Here is a 22,450-nt window from a genome sequence, read left to right on the forward strand (position 1 = left end):
GGCACGGATGTGACGGGCGCGGCGGACGAAAGACGAGAAAGACGACCAGGCGGTCGATGAGGAACGGGTGCGCATGGGCCGATTTTAGCGGAATCGGGGCCGCCGGGCCCGATCGGGCGGCGCATCGCGACGGCAGGGTGACGTGGCGAACACTGCGGCGCGCGGCCGGCATCGCCGTTCTGTCACGTTTTGCAACGATGTGGCCGCTCGAGCCGACGCCGTATCGCCCGGCCCCGCATCGCGACCCGCGCTATCGCGCCGCCGCCAGCCCGAGCGATACGGCCCCCGTCACGATCAGGCTCGACGCCCACACCGCATCGAGATTGAACCAGCTCCGCGACACGAACTTCAGCCCGAGGTAGCGGTACACGAGCCATGCGAGCCCGCCGCCGGCGGCGATCATCGCGGCCGCGTGCACGGCGGCGACGACGAGCGCCATGCCCAGATGCGCATCGACGAGCTGCGCGGCCGCGCGGTGGCCGGCATCCCGATCGAGTCCGCAGAGGCCGAGATAGATCGGCACGAGCATCAGCCCCGCGCCGTGCGCGAGCGCGACCGCGAACGACCACAGGCCGAGCCGCGCCGGCGGAATCCGCGCGAGCGCCCGCGGATGCCGGCGCCGGATCAGCAGCACCGCGCCGAAGCCGATCACGAGCGCGCTCGCGCCGATCCGGATCGCCGACTGCCACGCGAGCAGCGCGGCGAGCAGCCCGAACGGCAGCATCACCGCGAAGACGGCGAGCGCATGACCGAGCGCGAGATAGCCGAGCGCCGCGACGAGCGCGCCGCCGCGGCGCGTCATCAGCGCGTTCGACACCGCGAGCGGCCAGCCCATTGCCGGGTTGAGCCCATGATAGACGCCGCTCGCGAGCACGGCCGCCCACAACGCGAGCGATGCATGAAGGCCGGTGCTCAACGCTTGACCGACGGATAGCAGAACGAGTCGGTCGAGCAGTCGCCGCCTTCGAGCCGGATCTGGTGCGCGCGATAGCCGTCGGGGAAGTCGACCCAGTAGTCGTCGGCGAGCGTCAGCCCGCCGTTTGGCCCCGCGTGCGCGAGCACCTGCGCGGCCGGCACGCCGTCCGGGTAGAACTGGTCGTCCCACGTCGAATAGAGCGAGTTGGTCCAGTACACGCGCCGGCCGTCGCGGCTGATCTCGACCATCTGCGGGCCGCCCGCGAACGCGCGGCCGTTCGAGTGCGGCGCGCGCCGCGCGATGCCGCCGATGCGCACCGACCCGGCCAGCACCGGGTTGTGCGGGTCCGACACGTCGTACTGGCGCATCTCGCCGGTGCCCCAGCACGACACGTACAGGAAGCGGTCGTCGAGCGACAGGTCGATGTCGGTCACGAGCGGCGGCACCGCGCCGAATCCTTGCAGCAGCGGCGGCAGTTCGTCGGCCGCGGCCGGCTCGGCCGGGATCGTCGCGGTCTTCTTCACATGGAACTGGCCGCCTTCGCGCCACCAGGTCCAGATCGAGCCTTCGAGATTGGTCGTGTCGACCACGACGCCGACGAAGCCGTATTCGCGCACCGGGTCGTGCGCGGGCCGCACCTCGAGCGCCATCTGGTGCTGCGCGCCGAGATCGATCGTCTGCACGTTGCGCCGCGCGCGCAGGTCCCAGAAATGCAGCCGGTGCCCGTACTTGTTCGCGAGCAGATCCTCGGGGACGATCCCGTTCTCGAACTGCGGCGGCAGCGCCCATTCGCTCGACACCATGTAGTCGCGCGGCAGGTTCCACCAGAAGTCGTAATGCTTGTCCTGCGGGCCGCGGTCGATCTCCCAGCGGCCGAGCACGTCGAAGGTCTCGCAATCCATGATGAAGATGCCGGGCGCGCCGTCGGTGCCGTCCTTGCCCGCGCCGCCGAGCGTGCTCACGTAGATGCCCTCGGGGCCGCAATGCACGGTGTGCGGCCGCGAATAGCCGGTCTTCGCAAAGATTTCGTCGGGCTCGATGATCTTGTGGATGCGCGCCTGCGTCGGATGCGGCTTCGTGTCGATCACGTAGATGCGCGACGAACGCAGGCCGGGGATGATCAGGAAGCGGCGCTCGAGGAACGCATGGCCGGTGAGCGGCGACAGCGACGACGAGCACGCATTCCAGCCGAAGTGGTGAAACTCGTCGCCGGTGTTCGGCATCGTCACCGTGTGCACGATCTTGCCGTACGTCGACGAACCGGGCTTCACGTCGATCACGGCGAGCGCGTCGGGTCTGGAAAAATCGGGGCTCAGCAACAACGTATACGCAAATTCCTCCGCCGGCGCCTGCATCGCAAGTTCGGGCGAAGCGTGGAAAGTCGGGTCGGGCCGCATGCTCATGGTGTTGTCCTCCGGATGGTGTCGGATCGTGGACGCACGGCCGTTCGTTGCGGGCGTGCGGACTGCGGTGGCCGCGCGGCGTGCATCCTGCCGGCGCGGCGATCGGCCAGGCGGACGTACGCGTCGGCACCGCGCGCGATGCCGGGCATCAGGTCGTGAAAGCGGGAAAAGGCGAGGGGTTGCCGCGCGGCGCGCTGCGTGAAACGGGTACGCGCCGTCGCGATGGTGCGATCGCCGTGTCGGCGACCGGGCCCGCGACGCAGGCGATGTCTGTTAAGGCGTGCATATCGATGTTCCGGCAGATGATGGTGGCATCGGGGGCGGGCATGCATCGGACGCTGCGCGGGCGCGACGGGTTGGCCGTCGCTTGCGCGTGCCTAAGTGTAGACGAGAAACACGCGGCGGGCTCGCGCGCGGAGCCTGTCCGGTCTGCCAGGTTCGCGCGCGAGTGAGATACTTGACGGCGTGCCGCTGCCGCCCGAATCGCGGGCGGCCAGTGGAGAGACGAAACGAGGGCGCCGGCACTTGCGTGCCGGCTGCCGCCATCCACGAGGGACTGATTTCATGGGGAACGAGATGCTTGAAACCGCGACGCTCGGAGGCGGGTGTTTCTGGTGCACGGAGGCCGTGTTTCTCGACGTCGACGGCGTGACGGCCGTCCAGTCGGGTTACGCGGGCGGCCATACGCGCAATCCCGGCTATCGCGACATCTGCGAAGGCGACACGGGCCACGCGGAAGTCGTCAACGTGACGTTCGACCCTGCGCGCATCGGCTATCGCGAGATCCTCGAGATCTTCTTCGCGACGCACGATCCGACCCAGTTGAACCGGCAGGGCAACGACGTCGGCACGCAGTACCGGTCGGTCGTGTTCACGCATTCGGATGCGCAGCGCGACACGGCGCTCGACGTGATCCGCGAGCTCGAGCGCGAACAGGTGTTCGGCCAGCCGATCGTCACGCAGGTCGTGCCGCTCGACGGCAACTACTGGCCGGCCGAGGACTATCATCAGAACTATTACGCGCGGAACCCGGGGCAGGGCTATTGCTCGGTCGTGATCGGGCCGAAGCTCGCGAAATTCCGGCAGAAGTTCTCGCACCGGCTGAAGTCGCTGCGCGGCGCGTAAGCGCGGGCACGACCGGCGCAAACCGGCGTCACGCCGCCTCGTTGCGCCACCGCTCGCACGCGGCGGCGATTTCCCGTGCGAGCGCGAGGCACGACAGCGGCGCGGAGCCTTCGGCCTTGTTGTTGATCGTGATGATCACCGGCTGCCCGGCGAGCGCGTAGCGCGCGGCCAGTTCGGCGAGCGCCGAGCGCGTGGCCGGGTCTTCGTCGACGAGCTTGTCGAACGGCTCGTATTTCGCTTTCGCCTGCTCGTACTTGAAGCCGCCGTGCAGGCTCCAGCGCACGATCAGCGGGCCCGGCGCGTCGCCGTCGAGCAGCGCGAGCGCGGCCGCCTGGCGCAGCGGGTCGGGCATCCGCGCATGCAGGCCGACGCAGTAGCGCACGCCGAGCGCGGCCAGCGCACGGATGAAGCGCGGCGTGAGCAGGCTCGCGTCGCGGATCTCGATCGCGTAGCGTGTGCCATCGGCGTCCGGCGGCAGCGGCGGCAGCGCCGCGAAGAACGCGGCGAGCCGGTCGATCAGCGCGGCCGGCTCCGCGAGCAGTTGATCGGGCAGCGGCGAGAACTGGAACACGAGCACGCCGGCCTTGCGGCCGAGCCCGTCGAGACACGGCTGAACGAATTCGCGGGTCGCGAGCGACGCATCGAGGAAGGTCGGGTTCGGCCCGGACGGCTCGCCGCGCCGGCCGCGAATCACCGCGTCGGTCACCGCGGCCGGCGCCTTCACGACGAAGCGGAAATCGTCGGGCACCTGTTGCGCATAGCGCAGGTAGTCGGCTACCGACAGCGGGCCGTAGAACGACCGGTCGAGGCTCACGCTTTTCAGTAGCGGATGTGCGCCGTACGCTTCGAGCCCTTCGCGCGACAGCTTCGTCTGCGCGAAATCGCCGTCGTAGACGATCCCGTTCCAGCCCGGGAAATACCACGACGACGTGCCGAGCCGCACGTTCGGCGGCAGGCCGGCCGCGGCGTCGGCCACGTCCGCCGAGACCGGTGCGGGCAGCACGCCGCGCTTGCGGCGACCTTTCTTCGATGGAGCGGGCGGCGGCGACGGTTCGTCCCAAAGCAGCCCGGACGACGGTGCGGGCGCGTCGTCGGCGGCCAGACGGGCGGGCGTACGGGCCGGCGTCGGTCGCGCGTCTTGCTGCGCGTCCGGCGTCCCATGCCCGTCGGGGCGGGCGGGGCGATCGTCTTCCGGCGATGCGCGTGCGGCATCCGTCGGCACGCCGAACAGGTCGAACTGTCCGTCGGCGTGCGACTCGCTGGCGTCGTCGTGCTGCTGTCGTTGCGGCGGCGCCTTGCGCCGCGTCCTGCCGTCACCCATGCATGCCCAACGTGATGCGCGGCCTAGCGCGGCAGCGCGTGTTCGTACATATAGCGCCGCGACCACGGCAGCGTTTTCGCGCTGCGTCCGGCCTTGCGGCACACGATCTGGAAGATCGACACGTCGTCGTGCTCGAACGCATACGCGCAGCCGGCAAGATACACGCGCCAGATACGGAATTTCTCGTCGTCGACGAGCTTTCTCGCTTCTTCGGCTTTCGCCTCGAAGTTTTCCGTCCAGATATCGAGCGTGCGCGCATAGTGCCGGCGCAGGCTTTCGACGTCAACCGCCTCGAGGCCGCCGCGCTGCGCCGCTTCGAGCGCGAGGCTGATGTGCGGCAGCTCGCCGTCCGGGAACACGTAGCGATCGATGAATTCGCCGCCGCCGAGCGCCGTTTCGCCGCTTTCCGCGTCGGTCGACGTGATCCCGTGATTCATCGCGATGCCGTCGTCGGTCAGCAGCTCGCGGATGCGCGAGAAATAGAGCGGCAGGTTCTTGCGCCCGACGTGCTCGAACATCCCGACGCTCGTGATGCGGTCGAACTGGCCTTCGATCTCGCGGTAATCCTGCAGACGAATCTCGATCTTGTCTTCGAGCCCCGCGGCCTTCACGCGCGCGGTCGCGAGGTCGAACTGGTTCTGCGACAGCGTGACGCCGAGACACGTCGCGCCGAACTCCTGCGCGGCGCGCAGCACGAGCGCGCCCCAGCCGCAGCCGATGTCGAGCAGGCGCTGGCCGGGCTGCAGCTGGATCTTCGTCAGGATGTGGTCGATCTTCTTGATCTGCGCGGTGGCGAGATCCTCGTCGCCGTTCTCGAAGTACGCGCACGAGTACACCATGTTCTCGTCGAGCCACAGCTGGTAGAACGCGTTCGAGACGTCGTAGTGGTACTGGATCGCCTTCTTGTCGGTGCTCTTCGTGTGATTGAAGTAGCGCTTCACGCGTGCGAGCTTGCTCGCGCTCGTCACGGTGCTGCGCGCGAGCGAGTAGCCGATGTTGATGATGTCCGACAGCTTGCCTTCGATGTCGATCTTGCCCTTCACGTACGCCTCGCCGAGATTGTCGAGGCTCGGTTCGAGCAGCAGCGGCAACGCCGACGCGCTGTTCACCTTCAGCGTGACCTGCGGCGCGCTGAAGGTGCCGAAATCGAGTTGTTCGCCGTTCCACAGCACGAGGCGCGCCGGTATGTTCGCCTTCGCCCGTACTTCATCCGCCCACTGTGCCAGCTTCTTTTCCCAGAACATTTGGATTCTCCGTTTGTTCGTTGAATCGAATACAGCCAAGTATCCTGACCGGCGCCCGCCGCTTGCGGCGCGGGCACCCGGATGCAACACGAGACACGACCGGCGCGCGCCGGCGCTTACGGCGACAGGCGCGCGATCGTCCAGCCCGACGCCGCCGCGGCGTCGCGCGTGTAGAGCAGGCGGTCGTGCAGCCGCGACGGGCGCCCCTGCCAGAACTCGATCGAATCGGGCACGAGACGGTAGCCGCCCCAGTGCGGCGGGCGCGGCGGGTTGTCGCCGTAGCGTTCGCTGACGGCCTTTTCGCGCGCTTCGAGCGTCGCGCGGCTGTCGATCACGGTGCTCTGCTCCGACGCCCATGCGCCGATGCGCGAGCCGAGCGGGCGCGACGCGAAATAGCGGTCGCTTTCCTCGGCGCTGGTTTTCTCGATCCGGCCTTCGATGCGCACCTGGCGCTCGAGCTCGATCCAGTAGAACAGCAGCGCGGCTTGCGGATGCACGGCGAGGTCGTGCCCCTTGCGGCTTTCGTAATTGGTGAAGAAGACGAACCCGCGTTCGTCGACGCCCTTGATGAGCACGATCCGGGCCGACGGCCGGCCGTCGGCGCCGACGGTCGCGAGCGTCATCGTGTTCGGCTCGGGCAGCTTGGCGGCGAGCGCCTCCTTGAACCAGCGATCGAACTGGGCGAAGGGGTCGGGGGCGGCATCGGCTTCGTCGAGCGAAGCGCGTGAATAGTTGATGCGGAGATCGGCGAGAGTCGTCATGTTATGCAAACGCTTCAATCTGGGGCCAGTATAGCGAACGCGCGAGAATCGTGCGTGCACAGTGGCGCGTGCGGGCGGGGAGTTCAGGCAAAATAGAGGGCTGCCCGACTTACGTTTTCCTTGCTGCCATGTCCTCCGCCGACGCTGCCCCGCCCAGTTCTTCTGATCTTACCCCGACACCGGAAATCCGGCTTGACGTGGATCGCGCGCGGCGCTTCGGCGGTGTCGCGCGCCTGTACGGCGCGCCGGCGGCCGCCGCGTTCGAGCGGGCGCACGTCGCGGTGATCGGCATCGGCGGCGTCGGGTCGTGGGCGGCCGAGGCGCTCGCGCGCAACGCGGTCGGCACGCTGACGCTGATCGATCTCGACAACGTCGCGGAGAGCAACACGAATCGTCAGATCCATGCGCTCGACGGCAATTACGGCAAGCCGAAGGTCGACGCGATGGCCGAGCGGATCGCGCTGATCGATCCCGCGTGCCGCGTGAACCGCGTCGAGGATTTCGTCGAGCCCGACAACTTCGACGCGCTGCTCGGCGGCGGCTTCGACTACGTGATCGATGCGATCGACAGCGTGCGCACGAAGGTCGCGCTGATCGCATGGTGCGTCGCGAAACGGCAGCCGTTGATCGTCGTCGGCGGTGCGGGCGGGCAGCTCGACCCGACGCGCATCCGCATCGACGATCTCGCGCTGACGATCCAGGATCCGCTGCTGTCGAAGGTGCGCGCGCAGTTGCGCAAGCAGCACGGTTTTCCGCGCGGGCCGAAGGCGCGCTTCAAGGTCAGCGCCGTGTATTCGGACGAACCGCTGATCTATCCGGAAGCGGCGGCCTGCGACATCGAGGACGGCGCCGAGCCGTCCGCGGCCGCGCACGTCGCGGGCCTCAACTGTGCGGGCTTCGGTTCGAGCGTGTGCGTGACCGCGAGTTTCGGCTTCGCGGCGGCCGCGCATGCGCTGCGGGCAATCGCGGCACAGGTGGCCGGCTGAGCCGGCGGCGCGCCGGCAGGGACGGGCGATGCCGCGGCGCGGGTAACGCGCCGCGAGCGACACGGCGATGCAGCCGGGCCATGGCGGCCCGACCCGTCGCGCGTCAGGTCAGTTGAGCGCCATGCTCAGCTTGCGTCGCCACGCGGCGACGAGCTCCGGGCGATCGCCGGCCAGTTCGAACACCGAGATCATCGTGCGGCGGCCGAGGTCGTCGCCGTAGGTGCGATCGCGTGTCACGATTTCCAGCAACTGCTCCAGCGCCCCTTCGTACGCGCGCCGCGCGATCAGGCTTTGCGCGAGGTCGAAGCGCGCGTCGAGATCGGCGGGGTTCGCCGCGATGCGCGCTTCGAGCGCGTCGGTCGGCGGCAGGTCGGCCGTCGCATCCAGCGCGTCGAAACGGGTCTTGATCGCCTGGTAGCGCGGGTCGCCGTTCTGCACGGTTTGCGGCGACAGGCGCTCGGTCTCCGCGCGCGCGGCGTCGACTTCGTTGCGTGCGAGCAGCAGCTCGATCAGGTCGAGGCGCGCGTCGTCGTAGCCGGGGTTCAGCGCGAGCGCCGCCTCGAGGTGGCCGAGCGCATCGTCGAAGCGCTGTTCGGCCATCGCATACTGCGCGGCGCGGCGCTCGGCTTCCTCGGGCGCCGGCAGCAGCCGGTCGAGGAATGCGCGCAACTGGCCTTCGGGCAGCACGCCGACGAACTGGTCGACCGGGCGCCCGTCGGCGAACGCGATCACGTGCGGGATGCTGCGCGTCTGGAAGTGCGCGGCGAGCTCCTGGTTCTCGTCGACGTTGACCTTCACGAGCTTCCAGCGGCCTGCGTAGTCGGCTTCGAGCTTTTCCAGCAGCGGGCCGAGCGTCTTGCAGGGGCCGCACCACGGCGCCCAGAAGTCGACCAGCACGGGCGTGTCCAGCGACGCCTCGATGACGTCTTTCTCGAATGTGGCAAGCGTGGTGTCCATGTCGTTCTCTTCCGTTCCAATATCGTCAGGGTGGGGGCGGTGCGCCGCTTTTTCAACGCGGCTTCGATTTCAACGCGGCTTCGTTTCGGGCAGCGGAATCCACTCGGTCTCGCCCGGCACCTTGCCCATTTCCTGGCGCGTCCAGGCCGCTTTCGCCCGCTCGATCGCGTCGCGGCTGCTCGCGACGAAATTCCACTCGATGTAGCGTTCGCCGTCGATCCGGTCGCCGCCGAGCAGCATCGCGCGTGCGCCGCTGCCGCTCGCGAGCGTGACCGTCGCGCCCGGCGCGAGCACGGCCATCCGTTCGGCCGGCACCGGTGTGCCGTCGATCGCGAGCTCGCCGTCGACCACGTAGACCGCGCGCTCCTCGTGCGACGCGTCGAGTTCGAGCCGGCCGCTGGCCGCGAATTCGGCGGCGACGTACAGCGTGCGCGAGAACGTCGTCACGGGCGAGCGCAGCCCGAACGCGTCGCCGGCGATCACCGTCAGCGCCACGCCGTCTGCGTCGCGCCTGGGCAGCGTGTCGGCCGCGTGATGCTCGAACGACGGCTCGGTCGTCTCGTGCGCTTGCGGCAGCGCGACCCAGGTCTGGATCCCGTGCACGGTATGGCCGCTGGCGCGCTGCGCGTCCGGCGTGCGCTCCGAATGGACGATCCCGCGGCCGGCCGTCATCCAGTTCACGTCGCCCGGCACGATTTCCTGCCGCGAGCCGAGGCTGTCGCGGTGCAGGATCGCGCCGTCGAACAGGTAGGTGACCGTCGCGAGCCCGATGTGCGGATGCGGGCGCACGTCGAGCCCCGTGCCGGCCGGCAACGTGGCGGGCCCCATGTGATCGAAGAAGATGAACGGGCCGACGAGGCGTGCGGCGAGCGCGGGCAGCGTGCGGCGCACCTGCAGGTTGCCGATGTCGCGCACGTGCGGCTTCAGCAGGGCTTTGATGGAGTCGGTCATGGCGGCCTCGTCGGGAACGGCTGGATTGCCGGTCATTGTACTGGCGGCGCGGCGGCGCGCGTGACGGGGCGCGCGAAACGCGCGCGGCGCGAGGCGGCCGCGGCAGGCACGCGTCGTGCGGCAGCCGCGGCGTTGCGCACGCCGCGCGCGGGTCGTGGATTCCATGTACGCCGCGCGGGTATCGGGGCGGGCGGCGAAACCCGGTAGACTGACCGCCTTCAGAAATCATCCGACAATCGAGGAGACGCCGATGATGGCCCCCAAGGACCTGCTGCTCGCGCTGGTCGTGATCCTGGCGTGGGGCGTGAACTTCGTCGTGATCAAGGTGGGCCTGCACGGCATGCCGCCGATGCTGCTCGGCGCGCTGCGCTTCACGCTCGCGGCCGTGCCCGCGGTGTTCTTCGTGCGCCGGCCGCAGATTTCGTGGCGGCTGCTGGTGCTGTACGGCGCGACGATCCAGCTCGGCCAGTTCGTGTTCCTGTTCACCGGCATGTACGTCGGCATGCCGGCCGGCCTCGCGTCGCTCGTGCTGCAGTCGCAGGCGTTCTTCACGCTGGTGTTCGCGATGCTGTTTCTCGGCGAGCGGCTGCGCGTGCAGAACCTGGTCGGGCTCGCGATCGCCGCGGGCGGCCTCGTCGTGATCGCCGCGCAGGGCGGCCGCGCGATGACGCTCGCGGGCTTCCTGCTGACGATCTGCTCGGCCGCGATGTGGGCCTTCGGCAATATCGTCACGAAGAAGGTCGGCAAGGCGAACCTCGTGTCGCTGGTCGTATGGGCAAGCCTCGTGCCGCCCGTGCCGTTCTTCCTGCTGTCGCTGTGGTTCGAGGGGCCGCAGCGGATCGCGACCGCGCTCGCCGGGCTGGACGGCTCCTCGATCTTCGCGGTCGTCTATCTCGCGTTCGTCGCGACGCTGCTCGGCTACGGGCTGTGGAGCCGCCTGCTGTCGCGCTACCCGGCCGCGCAGGTCGCGCAGTTCTCGCTGCTAGTGCCGATCGTCGGGCTCGCGTCGTCGGCGCTGCTGCTCGACGAGCATCTGACGCAAGCGCAGTTCATCGGCGCCGCACTCGTGATGGGCGGGCTCGCGGTGAACGTGTTCGGCGGGAAACTGCTGCGCCGCTTCGCGGCGTCGTGACGCGCCGGCACGCGTGGCGTGCCGGCGGCGGGGAAGCGATGGCGCTCAGGCCATCCGGCTCTTAGCGAGCGGCGGATTCGCGGCGAAATAACGCTTGATGCCGCGGAAGATCGCGTCGGCCATCTCGTCGCGATAGCTGTCGTCGTTGAGCCGGCGCTCTTCGTCCGGGTTGCTGATGAACGCGGTCTCGACGAGGATCGACGGAATGTCGGGCGCCTTCAGCACCGCGAACCCGGCCTGCTCGACCGAGCCCTTGTGCAGCTTGTTGATGCCGCCCACTTCCTTCAGCACGTAGTTGCCGTAGCGCAGCGAGTCGCGGATCTGCGCGGTCGTCGACATGTCGAACAGCGCACGGTTCACCGCCGCGTCCGCCGTCTTGATGTTGATGCCGCCGATCAGGTCCGACGAGTTCTCCTTGTTCGCCATCCAGCGCGCGGCGGCGCTCGTCGCGCCGTGATCGGACAGCGCGAACACCGACGAGCCGCGTGCGGACGGCGTCGTGAACGCGTCCGCGTGGATCGACACGAACAGGTCGGCGCCGACGCGGCGCGCCTTCTGCACGCGCACGTTCAGCGGCACGAAGAAATCGGCGTCGCGCGTCATCATCGCGCGCATGTTCGGTGCGGCGTCGATCTTCGCGCGCAGCTTCTTCGCGATGTCGAGCGCGATGTGCTTCTCGTACGTGCCGGCGCCGCCGATCGCGCCCGGATCCTCGCCGCCGTGGCCCGGGTCGATCGCGACCGTCAGCAGACGCACGGTGCCGCCCTTGCCGGATTTCGGTGCGGTGAACTTGTACGTGTCGCCGTCGTCGTCGCTGTCGTCGCGTCGCGCGATGACGGGCGGCGGCTTGACGGCCGGCTTCGCGGGCGTCGACGGCGTGCCGGCGGCCGGCGGCGTATGCGGCGCGGCCGGCGTGTTCTGCGCGAAACGCTGGAAGAATGCGTCGCTGTTGTCGCTCGCGGCAGGCGGCGGCGTGCCCGGGCCGGCCAGCGTGGACGGCGGCTGCATCTGCTGCGCGCGCGTGCTGTCGTTGAGCGCCTGCTCCTTGCGTTCCGTCTGCGCGATCAGGTCGGACAGCGGATCGGGCGCGACGGCCGGATACAGGTCGAACACGAGCCGGTACTTGTACGTGCCGACGGGCGGCAGCGTGAACACCTGCGGCTTCACCGAGCCTTTCAGGTCGAACACCATCCGCACGACGTGCGGTTGATACTGGCCGACGCGCACCGACTGGATCTGCGGATCGTTCGGCGCGATCTTCGACACGAGGTCGCGCAGCGCCTGGTCGAGGTCGAGGCCGCTCAGGTCGACGACGAGACGGTCGGGACCCTGCAGCAGCTGTTGGCTATTCTGCAGCGGCTGGTCGGATTCGATCGTGACGCGCGTGTAATCGCGTGCGGGCCACACGCGCACGCCGAGCACCGACGACGCGTGCGCGAGCCGCGGCGCGACGAGACCGAGCACCAGCGTCGACGCCCCCGCGCGCAGGATCTGACGGCGCCGCCAGTTGTGCGTCGCGGTGGCCGCCGATTCGATCGAGCGGAACGGTTTGATCAACATCTTTCGAGACATGCCTTTCCTGAAGCGCTGTACGCCCGGACGGTGAGGGCGCGGCCGTCGCCGTCCACGTCGAGCGAGAAAACCAGATCGGGCACGCCGAGCAGCGCGCCCGCCTGTTGCGGCCATTCGACGAGGCAGATCGCGCTGGAATTGAAGTATTCGCGAAAGCCTGCGTCGGACCATTCGGCCGGATCGTTGAATCGATACAGATCGAAGTGATAGACCTCGAGTTCCCCGTCGCTGCGTTCGAGCGCGTACGGCTCGACGAGCGTATAGGTCGGGCTGCGCACGCGCCCCTGGTGGCCGAGGCCGCGCAGGATCGCGCGCACGAGGGTCGTCTTGCCCGCGCCGAGATCGCCGACCAGCTGGATCTGCAGCCCGTCGAACGCGTGGGCGCGGTCGAGCTCGATGCGCGCCGCGTCGAGCGCGTGCGCGAAGCGGGTGCCGAAGGCCTCGGTCGCCGCTTCGTCGGCGAGCGCGATCACGCGCTCCGCGAGCGGGGCGGGCAGCATGGCGTCGTGAGGCGGTTGGCTGGACGTGGCTGGCATTCTCGTAAAATAGTGCGATGAACCGACTACCGGAACGCGCCGCATCCGACAGGCCTTCGACTCGTGACGAAGGCGCGGCGCCGTGCGCGCTCGACGATGCGGCGTTGACTGCGCTCGCCGCTCGCATCAGGGCGTGGGGGCGCGAATTGGGTTTCGGGGCGATCGGCATCAGCGATACCGATCTCTCGGATGCCGAAGCAGGCCTCGCCGCCTGGCTGGAAGCCGGGTACCACGGCGAAATGGATTATATGGCGAAACATGGGATGAAACGCGCGCGGCCGGCCGAACTTGTGGCCGGTACGCGACGCGTGATCTCCGTGCGGCTTGCCTATCTGCCCGCGCAAACGCTCGCGTCCGACGCGCCCGACGGTGCGCCGGGCGCGCTCGCGCCGCACGACTGGCGCGCGCGCGAACGGGCGCGGCTCGACGATCCGCAGGCGGCCGTCGTGTCGATCTATGCGCGCGGCCGCGACTATCACAAGGTGCTGCGCAACCGGCTGCAGACGCTTGCGGAGCGCATCGAGCGCGAGATCGGCGGGTTCGGCTACCGCGTGTTCACCGATTCGGCCCCCGTGCTCGAGGTCGAACTCGCGCAGAAGGCCGGGGTCGGCTGGCGCGGCAAGCACACGCTACTGCTGCAGCGCGACGCCGGCTCGCTGTTCTTCCTCGGCGAGATCTACGTCGACCTGCCGCTGCCGACCGACGCGCACACGTCGCCCGACACGGCGCCCGAGACGCCCGGCGCGCATTGCGGCAGCTGCGCGCGCTGCATCGACGCGTGTCCGACCGGCGCGATCGTCGAGCCGTACCGCGTCGACGCGCGCCGCTGCATCTCGTACCTGACGATCGAACTGAAAGGCAGCATCCCCGAGCCGCTGCGGCCGATGATCGGCAATCGCGTGTACGGCTGCGACGACTGCCAGCTCGCGTGCCCGTGGAACAAGTTCGCGCAGGCCGCGCCCGTCGCCGATTTCGACGTGCGGCACGGCCTCGACCGCGCGACGCTCGTCGAGCTGTTCGCGTGGGACGCGGACACGTTCGATACGCGGATGCAGGGCAGCGCGATCCGGCGCATCGGCTACGAAAGCTGGCTGCGCAATCTCGCGGTCGGGCTCGGCAATGCGCTGCGCGCGGGCGCGGACCGGCTCGCGCCGCCGGCGCGCGACGCGATCGTCGCCGCGCTGCGCGCGCGGGCCGACGATCCGTCGCCGGTCGTGCGCGAGCATGTCGAATGGGCGCTGCGAGCCGCGTGAAGGCAGCGTAAAGTGTCGTCGGCGCGCGGGCAGGGCCGCGCGCATCCCGGTCAGGAGAAGGCAATGTTCAACGCAGTCATCGACGCGCCGTTCGGCAAGGTCGGCATCCGCACGGATGCCGCGGTGGTGCGCGAGATCGTCTATCTGCCCGAATCGATGAAGTCGGTCGAGCCGGATTCGGCGCTCGCGAAGCGCGCGGTCGAGCAGATCGAACGTTATTTCGAGCGCGCGTCCGCACGCTTCGACCTGCCGCTCGCCGACGTCGGCAGCGCCTTCCAGCACCGCGTGTGGGACGTGATCAGCGACATCCCGCCCGGTACGGTGCTGACCTACGGCCAGGTCGCGAAGCGGATCGGCAGCGCGCCGCGCGCGGTCGGCCAGGCGTGCGGCGCGAACTATTTCCCGCTCGTGATTCCGTGCCATCGCGTCGTCGCCGCGGGCGGCCTCGGCGGATTCGCGAACCACGACGACAACGGCTACTACCAGCAAGTGAAGCGCTGGCTGCTGGCGCACGAGGGCGTGCCGTACCGATGAGTGAACCCTTGATGAACCCCGAAGCCGACGGCGACGCCGTCGCGGCCTCGCCCGCGCTGCTCGCGAGCCGCGCGTCGATCGACGTGTTCTGCGATGCGCTGTGGCTCGAGCACGGCCTCGCGCGCAACACGCTCGACGCGTACCGGCGCGACCTGATGCTGTTTTCCCAATGGCTGGCGGCGACGCACGATGCGCCGCTCGACTCGGCCGACGAGGCGATGGTGACGGGCTACATCGCCGCGCGCAGCGACGGCAAGGCGACGTCGTCGAACCGGCGGCTGTCCGTGTTCCGTCGCTATTACGGCTGGGCCGTGCGCGAACATCGCGCGAGCGCCGACCCGACGCTGCGCATCACGTCCGCGAAACAGGGCGCCCGGTTCCCGTCGACGCTGTCCGAGGCGCAGGTCGAGGCGCTGCTCGGCGCGCCCGACATCGGCACGCCGCTCGGCCTGCGCGATCGCACGATGCTCGAGCTGATGTACGCGAGCGGGCTGCGCGTGAGCGAGCTCGTGACGCTGAAGACGGTCGAGGTCGGCCTCAACGAAGGCGTCGTGCGCGTGATGGGCAAGGGCTCGAAGGAGCGGCTCGTGCCGTTCGGCGAGGTCGCGCACGGCTGGATCGAACGCTACCTGCGCGACGCGCGGCCGGCGCTGCTCGGCGCACGCGCGGCCGACGCGCTGTTCGTGACCGCGCGCGGCGACGGCATGACGCGCCAGCAGTTCTGGAACATCATCAAGCGTCACGCGCAGCAGGCCGACGTGCGCGCGCACCTGTCGCCGCACACGCTGCGGCATGCGTTCGCGACGCACCTGCTGAACCACGGCGCCGACCTGCGCGTCGTGCAGTTGCTGCTTGGCCACAGCGACATCTCGACCACGCAGATCTATACGCACGTCGCGCGCGAGCGGCTCAGGACGCTGCACGCGCAGCACCACCCGCGCGGCTGACGCGCGCCGCGTGCATGCGGCGCGACGCGGGCCGCGATGCCGGCTCCGCCGCACGCGGCGGCCGCGTCAGACCAGTTCGCGCAGCCGGTGCTTGAGCACCTTGCCGGTCGACGCCGCCGGCAGCGCATCGAGCACGCGGATGTGCGCAGGGCGTTTGTAAGCCGTGAGCCGGTCCGCGCACCACGCGTGCAATGCCGCCTCGTCCGCCGCCGCGCCCGGCACCAGCTCGACGAACGCGAGCACTTCCTCGTTGCCTTCGATGGCGCGCCCGATCACGGCCGCCTGCACGACGTCCGGGTGCGCGTTCAGCACCTGCTCGACCTCGACCGGATACACGTTGAAGCCCGAGCGGATGATCAGCTCCTTGCTGCGGCCCGCGATCGTCACCGCACCGTCCGCTTCCTGCCGCGCGAGATCGCCGGTGCTCAGCCAGCCGTCCGGCGACACGGCCGCGCGCGTGGCGTCCGGGTTGCGGTAGTAGCCGAGCATCACGTTCGGCCCGCGCACGCGGATCTCGCCGACTTCGCCCGGCCGCACGTCGGTGCCGTCCGGCGCGACGATCCGTACGTCGACGCCCGGGATCGGCACGCCGACCGAACCGTCCGTGCGCGGCGCGTCGAGCGGTGTCTGCGTGATCGTCGGGCTGCTTTCGGTCATCCCGTAGCCGTTGTGCAGCGGCACGCCGTACAGGCGCTCGACGCGGGCCTTCAGGTTCGCATCGAGCGGCGAGCCGCCCGAATACGCGAAGCGCAGCCGCGGTGCGCGCCATGCGTAGCCGTGCGTGTGCAGATGTTCGAGGAGCTTCGCGTGCATCGCGGGCACGCCCTGGAAGATCGTGACGCCTTCGTCGGCGAGCGCGACACGGACGGCTTCCGGCGAGAAGCGCGGCGCGAGCCGCAGCGTCGCGCCTGCGTACAGGCTGCCCAGGCACACCGACGCGAGCCCGTACACGTGCGACACGGGTAGCACCGTGTAGACGACGTCGTCCGGCGACACGCGGCGCAGCGTGCTCGACGTCGCCGCGATGAACAGCAGGTTGCGATGCGACAGCATCACGCCTTTCGGCGTACCGGTCGTGCCGGTGGTGTAGATCAGCGCCGCGCATTGGGCGGCGCCGTCGGCGGCCACCGGTTCGGCCGGCGCGCTCGCCTCGACCCGGTACGACCACGCGCCGATGTCGACCGGCAGCGCGCCGGCGGGCGTGGCGCCGAGCCGCTCGGCATGGGTGCGCGCGTCGGGTGATACGTCCGTCGTGAACGCGATCAGCTTCGGACGCGCGTGCGCGGCGATCGCATCGAGCTCGGCGGCCGACAGCCGGGCGTTCGACACGAGCGCCCACGCGTCGATGCGGGCGGCCGCGAACAGCAGCACGATCTGCGCGACGCAGTTTTCCGCGACGATCATCACGCGGTCGCCGCCTTGCACGCCGAGGCTCGCCAGCCGCGCGGCCGCCGCATCGACGGCCTGCGCCAGATCGCCGTACGACAGGCGGCGCGCATCTTCGATCAGTGCCGGATGCGCGGGCGACTGCGCGGCCCGGTGCGCGGGCACGTCGGCGATGCGACGCGGCAGCGCGGCGAGCAGCGCATCGACATCGAGCGATTCGGCGGAACGGAGGGGCGAGGACATGGCGTCTCCAGATGAGGGGCCGGCAGCGGCCGGCGCTATTTGCGAACGATCGTGCCATGACGACGCGCGCGCCACAATCGGCCAATCGGTCAATAGCGCTTCACGATGTCTGCAATGATGATGGGCGCAATCGTGACGGCGATGCGGCGGGCCGGCGGAAAACGGGCCGCGAGTATACCGTCGGCGCGGGCACGCCATCGCGCGCCCGCCGATCGTTCGCCATTAAAATGCCGCCATGAGCAAATCCAGACACGTGTCCGAAACCCCCGCGACCCAGTTGCTGCGCCGTCATGGCGTCGCATTCGGCGAGCATCCGTACGAATACGTCGAGCACGGCGGCACCGGCGAATCGGCGCGCCAGCTCGGCGTCGACGAGCACAGCGTCGTGAAGACGCTCGTGATGGAAGACGAACACGCGAAGCCGCTGATCGTGCTGATGCACGGCGACCGCACCGTATCGACGAAGAATCTCGCGCGGCAGATCGGCGCGAAGCGTGTCGAGCCGTGCAAGCCCGACGTCGCGAACCGCCATTCGGGCTATCTCGTCGGCGGCACGTCGCCGTTCGGCACGCGCAAGACGATGCCCGTCTACGTCGAGGCGACGATCCTCGAATTGCCGACGATCTACCTGAACGGCGGCCGGCGCGGCTATCTCGTCAGCCTCGCGCCGGCGGTGCTCACGTCGCTGCTCGGCGCGCGGCCCGTGCAATGCGCGAGCGTCGACTGAGGGTTTCACCTTCGTGGCACGCCGCGCCCGTTCGGTAGAATGGGCGCCGTTTCGGCCCGCCGGCTTGCCGCGCACGGCCGTCCCTTTCCCGATACGTTGAAAGAAGAGTCCTCCGCATGCAGATCCTGCTCGCCGCCCTCGTTGCCTACCTGATCGGTTCGGTGTCGTTCGCCGTCGTCGTCAGTTCCGTGATGGGCCTGGCCGACCCGCGTTCGTACGGATCGAAGAATCCCGGCGCGACCAACGTGCTGCGCAGCGGCAACAAGAAGGCCGCGATCCTGACGCTCGTCGGCGACGCGTTCAAGGGCTGGATCGCCGTCTGGCTCGCCCGGCGCTTCGGCCTGCCCGACGTCGCGGTCGCGTGGGTCGCGATCGCCGTGTTCCTCGGCCACCTGTACCCGGTGTTCTTCCGCTTCCAGGGCGGCAAGGGCGTCGCGACCGCGGCCGGCGTGCTGCTCGCCGTGCACCCGGTGCTCGGGCTCGCGACCGCGCTCACCTGGCTGATCGTCGCGTTCTTCTTCCGCTATTCGTCGTTGGCGGCGCTGGTGGCGGCCGTGTTCGCGCCTGTGTTCGACGTGTTCCTGTTCGGCACGCCGGCCCATAACCCGATCGCCTGGGCCGTGCTCGCGATGAGCGTGCTGCTCGTATGGCGTCACCGCGGCAACATTTCGAAGCTGCTCGCGGGGCAGGAGAGCCGGATCGGCGACAAGAAGAAGGCGGCCGCGGACGGCGGCGCGCAGGACGGCGGGAAAGCCTGAGAAAGCGCGGCGCTTGCCGCGCCGGGCGCGCCGCGCAGTCGGGGCCCGGCCGGATGACGCGACGGACGGCTGCCGGTCAGTCGCGGAAGTTGTTGAAGTCGAGCGGCGTGTCGGTCACGTCCTTGCGCAGCATCGCGATCACGCTTTGCAGGTCGTCGCGCTTCGTGCCGGCCACGCGCACCGCGTCGCCCTGGATGCTTGCCTGCACCTTGATCTTGCTGTCCTTCACGAGGCGCACGATCTTCTTCGCGAGGTCGCCCGTCACGCCTTTCTTCACGGTGACGACCTGCTTGACCTTGTCGCCGCCGATCTTCTCGACCTTGCCGTAGTCGAGGAAGCGCACGTCGACGTTGCGCTTGGCCAGCTTGCCGATCAGCACGTCCTTGACCTGGCCGAGCTTGAAGTCGTCGTCGGCGAACAGCGTCAGCTCGCGCTCCTTCTGCTCGACGCGTGCGTCGGAGCCCTTGAAGTCGAAGCGCGTCGAAATTTCCTTGTTCGACTGCTCGATGGCGTTCTTCACTTCGATCATGTTCGCTTCGGAAACGACGTCGAACGATGGCATGGCATTCTCCCTTGAGATGCGGGTACCCGGCTCGCGCGCGGGCACTCGCTATAATTGCGGACTGTTTGCCATTTTACCGATGCCCCTCCGTTTGCCCAAGGCCGGCCATGCGCCGCCCGGGCCGACGTGACCGCGAATGCCGATGCCCCCTGACGATTCCGCCCTGTCGCTGCTTCCCGACCATCCGCTCGCCGCGCACAACACGTTCGGCATCGCCGCGCGCGCGCGCTTTGCCGCGCGCATCACGCAGGCCGAGCAGTTCGAGGCGCTGCATCGCGACCCGCGGGTCGCGAGCCTGCCGCAGCTCGTGCTCGGCGGCGGCAGCAATATCGTGCTGACGCGCGATTTCGACGGCGTCGTGCTGCTCGACGAGATCGCGGGCCGGCGCATCGTGTGCGAGGACGACGACGCGTGGTACGTCGAGGCCGGCGGTGGCGAGAACTGGCACGCGTTCGTCGCGTGGACGCTCGAGCACGGCATGCCGGGCCTCGAGAATCTCGCGCTGATCCCGGGCACCGTCGGCGCCGCGCCGATCCAGAACATCGGCGCGTACGGCCTCGAGATGAAGGTATATTTCGATTCGCTGGTCGCGGTCGAGCTGGCGACGGGGCGCCGCGAGCGCTTCGACGCCGCACGCTGCGCGTTCGGCTATCGCGACAGCTTCTTCAAGCGGGAAGGGCGCGGCCGGTTCGCGATCGTCGCGGTGACGTTCCGGCTGCCGAAGCAGTGGGCGCCGCGGCTCGGCTACGCGGACGTCACGCGCGAGCTCGACGCGCGCGGCATCGCGCCCGATGCGGTGACGCCGCGCGACGTGTTCGACGCGGTCGTCGCGATCCGCCGCGCGAAGCTGCCCGATCCGCTGGTACTCGGCAATGCGGGCAGTTTCTTCAAGAATCCGGTGATCGACGCCGCGCAATTCGATGCGCTGCGCGCCCGCGTACCCGACGTCGTGTCGTATCCGCAGCCGGACGGGCAGGTGAAGCTCGCGGCCGGCTGGCTGATCGACCGCTGCGGCTGGAAGGGGCGCGCACTCGGGGCGGCGGCCGTGCACGATCGCCAGGCGCTCGTGCTCGTCAATCGCGGCGGCGCCACCGGTGCCGACGTGCTCGCGCTGGCGCGGGCGATCCAGGCGGACGTGCACGCGCGGTTCGGCGTCGAGCTGGAAGCGGAGCCGGTCTGCCTGTAATGCGGCGCGCGCGCCGGTTTGACGCGTCCAAACGAAAAGCGCCGATCGTCGACCGGCGCTTTTTTTACGCGTGTGCGTTGCCGCGCGTCAGTGCTTGAGGCGGCCGAGCAGCAGGAACTCCATCAGCGCCTTCTGCACGTGCAGGCGGTTTTCCGCTTCGTCCCACACGACGCTCTGCGGGCCGTCGATCACGCCGGCCGTCACTTCCTCGCCGCGGTGCGCGGGCAGGCAGTGCATGAAGAGGGCATCCGGATTCGCGTGGCCCATCATTTCCTCGTCGACGCACCAGTCGGCGAATGCCTGCTTGCGGGCCTCGTTCTCGGCCTCGAATCCCATGCTCGTCCACACGTCGGTCGTCACGAGATCGGCGCCCTTGCACGCTTCGTTCGGATCGTCGAACACCTCGTAGAACGGCGCGCTGTCCGGCGACACGAGCTTCATGTCGAGCGTATATCCGGGCGGCGTCGACAGGCGCAGCTTGAAGCCGAGAATCTGCGCGGCTTCGATCCACGTGTAGAGCATGTTGTTCGCATCGCCGACCCACGCGACGGTCTTGCCGGCGATCGGGCCGCGGTGCTCGTAGTACGTGAAGATGTCGGCGAGCACCTGGCACGGGTGGTATTCGTTCGTCAGGCCGTTGATCACCGGCACGCGGGAATTCTGCGCGAAGCGCGTGATCACGTCCTGCTCGAACGTACGGATCATGATGATGTCGACCATCCGCGAGATGACCTGCGCGGAATCCTCGACGGGTTCGCCGCGGCCGAGCTGCGTGTCGCGCGTGCTCATGAACACGGCATGGCCGCCGAGCTGGAAGATCCCGGCCTCGAACGACAGGCGCGTGCGCGTCGAGCTCTTCTCGAAGATCATCGCGAGCGTGCGGTCGTGCAGCGGGTGATAGGTTTCGTAGTTCTTGAACTTGCGCTTCAGGATACCCGTGCGTTCGAGCACGTACTCGTAGTCTTCCAGCGAGAAATCCTTGAACTGCAGGTAGTGACGAATGGTTTTGGCGGTCATGAAACGAAATACGGCGGGTCTCACCCGGCAGCGAAGCCGGACGGCGCCGCCGTCGGGTGTGGATAACTCAAAGCAGCATAAAGGATTTTCCGTGCTTTGACGAGCCGTGAAGCGACGCGGGGCCGGATCGCCGCGCGCGACCGGCGGGGCGGGAAGGCGGGTGTCGGGACGACGCGCGATGCCGCGCTGCGGTATAATTCGAAAGTTTTCTCCAGCCCGGCAGGCAAGGCTTTTCGCGCTCTGCCGGACACAAGCCGTGCGCTGCACACATCCGGTGCAGTCCACCGGCGGCGCGCATCGACGCCCCGTTTTCGGGATATCGACGGGCATGTGCCGCCGCTCCTCCAGCTTTGTGTTCGCGTATCCAGGCGCCGTTGCCTGGACATCGCCGGGCCGTCACTTGGGTAACCACATGGCTGAAACCCCTCCGACCGAATTTTTCATCCAGGGCATCACGAAAGACGGGAAAAAGTTTCGCCCGAGCGACTGGTCGGAACGTCTGGCCGGTGTGATGGCCTGCTTCGGGCCGGGGGCGAGCGGGCCGAATGCGCGTCTCAAGTATTCGCTGTACGTGCGCCCGACGATGCTCGGCGACCTGAAATGCGTGATTCTCGATTCGCGGTTGCGCGACATCGAGCCGATGGCTTTCGATTTCGTGCTGAATTTCGCGAAGGACAACAACCTCGTCGTGACCGAGGCGTGCGAGCTGCCGGACTACAACGCGAAGAAATAGGTGAAGCGGCGGGCGAGGGCGCGCGCTGCGCCGGCCCGCACAAATGTCGCCGCGATGCGTGATGCGCAGGCGACAAAAAAGCCCGCCTAGGCGGTAATGCCGTTCAGTTAAGGTTCTTTTTAAGGACGCGGACGGCATAGCGTTTTGGCACTGCCTTCACGGCCCGCTCGAATTTTCGAGCGGGCCGTTCTTCTTTGAGC

The 22,450-nt window shown here is 68.8% G+C and carries 22 protein-coding genes; 10 read left to right on the forward strand and 12 right to left on the reverse strand.

Annotation, left to right across the window (positions count from 1 at the left end; genetic code table 11):
* Positions 1 to 250: 250 nt before the first annotated feature.
* Positions 251 to 916 (reverse strand): hypothetical protein, encoded by a 666-nt coding sequence (locus tag HWX62_RS23625; protein ID WP_175927680.1) that lies wholly within the window; start codon positions 914 to 916, stop codon positions 251 to 253.
* Entirely contained in the window at positions 913 to 2,319 is a 1,407-nt protein-coding gene (locus HWX62_RS23630) for a selenium-binding family protein (RefSeq protein ID WP_175927679.1), read from the reverse strand. Before HWX62_RS23630 ends, HWX62_RS23625 begins: the two co-directional genes overlap by 4 nt.
* Positions 2,320 to 2,883: 564 nt before the next feature.
* On the opposite strand from HWX62_RS23630, the gene msrA reads away from it, so the two are divergent.
* A complete protein-coding gene (gene msrA / locus HWX62_RS23635) occupies positions 2,884 to 3,444 on the forward strand; it encodes a peptide-methionine (S)-S-oxide reductase MsrA (RefSeq protein ID WP_059578436.1) in 561 nt (186 codons plus the stop codon).
* 28 nt (positions 3,445 to 3,472) lie between these two features.
* On the opposite strand, the gene HWX62_RS23640 is transcribed toward msrA, so the two are convergent.
* From HWX62_RS23640 to pdxH, 3 genes are all read right to left on the reverse strand, one after another.
* Positions 3,473 to 4,765 (reverse strand): DUF72 domain-containing protein, encoded by a 1,293-nt coding sequence (locus tag HWX62_RS23640; RefSeq protein WP_175927677.1) that lies wholly within the window; start codon positions 4,763 to 4,765, stop codon positions 3,473 to 3,475.
* 23 nt (positions 4,766 to 4,788) lie between these two features.
* Positions 4,789 to 6,009 carry a cyclopropane-fatty-acyl-phospholipid synthase family protein gene (locus HWX62_RS23645; protein WP_175927676.1) on the reverse strand — a complete coding sequence of 407 codons (1,221 nt, stop codon included), beginning with the start codon at positions 6,007 to 6,009 and terminating at the stop codon, positions 4,789 to 4,791.
* 116 nt (positions 6,010 to 6,125) lie between these two features.
* Complete coding sequence (gene pdxH, locus HWX62_RS23650) at positions 6,126 to 6,770, reverse strand: pyridoxamine 5'-phosphate oxidase (protein ID WP_175927675.1); 645 nt, start codon at positions 6,768 to 6,770, stop codon at positions 6,126 to 6,128.
* 128 nt (positions 6,771 to 6,898) lie between these two features.
* On the opposite strand from pdxH, the gene tcdA reads away from it, so the two are divergent.
* A complete protein-coding gene (gene tcdA / locus HWX62_RS23655) occupies positions 6,899 to 7,756 on the forward strand; it encodes a tRNA cyclic N6-threonylcarbamoyladenosine(37) synthase TcdA (RefSeq protein WP_175927674.1) in 858 nt (285 codons plus the stop codon).
* A gap of 108 nt (positions 7,757 to 7,864) precedes the next feature.
* Here the strand turns inward: tcdA and trxA are convergent, their stop codons facing one another.
* Positions 7,865 to 8,713 carry a thioredoxin gene (gene trxA / locus HWX62_RS23660; RefSeq protein ID WP_175927673.1) on the reverse strand — a complete coding sequence of 283 codons (849 nt, stop codon included), beginning with the start codon at positions 8,711 to 8,713 and terminating at the stop codon, positions 7,865 to 7,867.
* A gap of 69 nt (positions 8,714 to 8,782) precedes the next feature.
* A complete protein-coding gene (locus HWX62_RS23665) occupies positions 8,783 to 9,664 on the reverse strand; it encodes a pirin family protein (RefSeq protein WP_175927672.1) in 882 nt (293 codons plus the stop codon).
* Between the two features lie 253 nt (positions 9,665 to 9,917).
* Between HWX62_RS23665 and HWX62_RS23670 the strand changes: the two genes are divergently transcribed.
* On the forward strand, positions 9,918 to 10,796 hold the full coding sequence (locus HWX62_RS23670) for an EamA family transporter (RefSeq protein WP_175928158.1): 879 nt from the start codon (positions 9,918 to 9,920) through the stop codon (positions 10,794 to 10,796).
* Positions 10,797 to 10,841: 45 nt separating this feature from the next.
* On the opposite strand, the gene HWX62_RS23675 is transcribed toward HWX62_RS23670, so the two are convergent.
* Both HWX62_RS23675 and tsaE read right to left on the reverse strand, forming a co-directional pair.
* Positions 10,842 to 12,368, reverse strand: a complete 1,527-nt coding sequence (locus tag HWX62_RS23675) for an N-acetylmuramoyl-L-alanine amidase (protein ID WP_175927671.1) — start codon at positions 12,366 to 12,368, stop codon at positions 10,842 to 10,844.
* Positions 12,350 to 12,904, reverse strand: coding sequence for a tRNA (adenosine(37)-N6)-threonylcarbamoyltransferase complex ATPase subunit type 1 TsaE (gene tsaE / locus HWX62_RS23680; RefSeq protein WP_175927670.1), 555 nt, complete (start codon positions 12,902 to 12,904; stop codon positions 12,350 to 12,352). Before tsaE ends, HWX62_RS23675 begins: the two co-directional genes overlap by 19 nt.
* Before the next feature lie 17 nt (positions 12,905 to 12,921).
* On the opposite strand from tsaE, the gene queG reads away from it, so the two are divergent.
* From queG to xerD, 3 genes are all read left to right on the forward strand, one after another.
* Positions 12,922 to 14,157: a tRNA epoxyqueuosine(34) reductase QueG gene (queG, locus tag HWX62_RS23685; RefSeq protein ID WP_175927669.1), complete on the forward strand. Its 1,236-nt coding sequence runs from the start codon at positions 12,922 to 12,924 to the stop codon at positions 14,155 to 14,157.
* Between the two features lie 63 nt (positions 14,158 to 14,220).
* Positions 14,221 to 14,691 carry a methylated-DNA--[protein]-cysteine S-methyltransferase gene (locus HWX62_RS23690; protein ID WP_175927668.1) on the forward strand — a complete coding sequence of 157 codons (471 nt, stop codon included), beginning with the start codon at positions 14,221 to 14,223 and terminating at the stop codon, positions 14,689 to 14,691.
* A complete protein-coding gene (gene xerD, locus HWX62_RS23695) occupies positions 14,688 to 15,638 on the forward strand; it encodes a site-specific tyrosine recombinase XerD (protein ID WP_175927667.1) in 951 nt (316 codons plus the stop codon). The genes HWX62_RS23690 and xerD overlap by 4 nt, the downstream gene beginning before the upstream one ends.
* Before the next feature lie 66 nt (positions 15,639 to 15,704).
* Here the strand turns inward: xerD and HWX62_RS23700 are convergent, their stop codons facing one another.
* Entirely contained in the window at positions 15,705 to 17,267 is a 1,563-nt protein-coding gene (locus HWX62_RS23700) for an AMP-binding protein (RefSeq protein ID WP_175927666.1), read from the reverse strand.
* 235 nt (positions 17,268 to 17,502) lie between these two features.
* On the opposite strand from HWX62_RS23700, the gene ybaK reads away from it, so the two are divergent.
* Positions 17,503 to 17,994 carry a Cys-tRNA(Pro) deacylase gene (gene ybaK, locus HWX62_RS23705; protein WP_175927665.1) on the forward strand — a complete coding sequence of 164 codons (492 nt, stop codon included), beginning with the start codon at positions 17,503 to 17,505 and terminating at the stop codon, positions 17,992 to 17,994.
* Positions 17,995 to 18,110: 116 nt separating this feature from the next.
* Positions 18,111 to 18,752 carry a glycerol-3-phosphate 1-O-acyltransferase PlsY gene (plsY, locus tag HWX62_RS23710; RefSeq protein WP_175927664.1) on the forward strand — a complete coding sequence of 214 codons (642 nt, stop codon included), beginning with the start codon at positions 18,111 to 18,113 and terminating at the stop codon, positions 18,750 to 18,752.
* Positions 18,753 to 18,828: 76 nt separating this feature from the next.
* Here plsY and HWX62_RS23715 read toward each other — a convergent pair whose 3' ends face one another.
* A complete protein-coding gene (locus HWX62_RS23715) occupies positions 18,829 to 19,314 on the reverse strand; it encodes a YajQ family cyclic di-GMP-binding protein (protein WP_059802043.1) in 486 nt (161 codons plus the stop codon).
* A gap of 136 nt (positions 19,315 to 19,450) precedes the next feature.
* On the opposite strand from HWX62_RS23715, the gene murB reads away from it, so the two are divergent.
* Positions 19,451 to 20,500: a UDP-N-acetylmuramate dehydrogenase gene (gene murB, locus HWX62_RS23720; protein WP_175927663.1), complete on the forward strand. Its 1,050-nt coding sequence runs from the start codon at positions 19,451 to 19,453 to the stop codon at positions 20,498 to 20,500.
* An 87-nt stretch (positions 20,501 to 20,587) separates the two neighbouring features.
* Here the strand turns inward: murB and argF are convergent, their stop codons facing one another.
* A complete protein-coding gene (gene argF / locus HWX62_RS23725; protein WP_175927662.1) occupies positions 20,588 to 21,517 on the reverse strand; it encodes an ornithine carbamoyltransferase in 930 nt (309 codons plus the stop codon).
* Positions 21,518 to 21,929: 412 nt separating this feature from the next.
* Here argF and HWX62_RS23730 point away from each other — a divergent pair, with 412 nt between their 5' ends.
* Entirely contained in the window at positions 21,930 to 22,250 is a 321-nt protein-coding gene (locus HWX62_RS23730) for a DUF3579 domain-containing protein (RefSeq protein ID WP_006482210.1), read from the forward strand.
* The last annotated feature ends 200 nt before the right edge of the window (positions 22,251 to 22,450 follow it).

Origin of the sequence: Burkholderia sp. BCC0506, from assembly GCF_902833145.1 — a bacterium.
Lineage (GTDB): Bacteria > Pseudomonadota > Gammaproteobacteria > Burkholderiales > Burkholderiaceae > Burkholderia.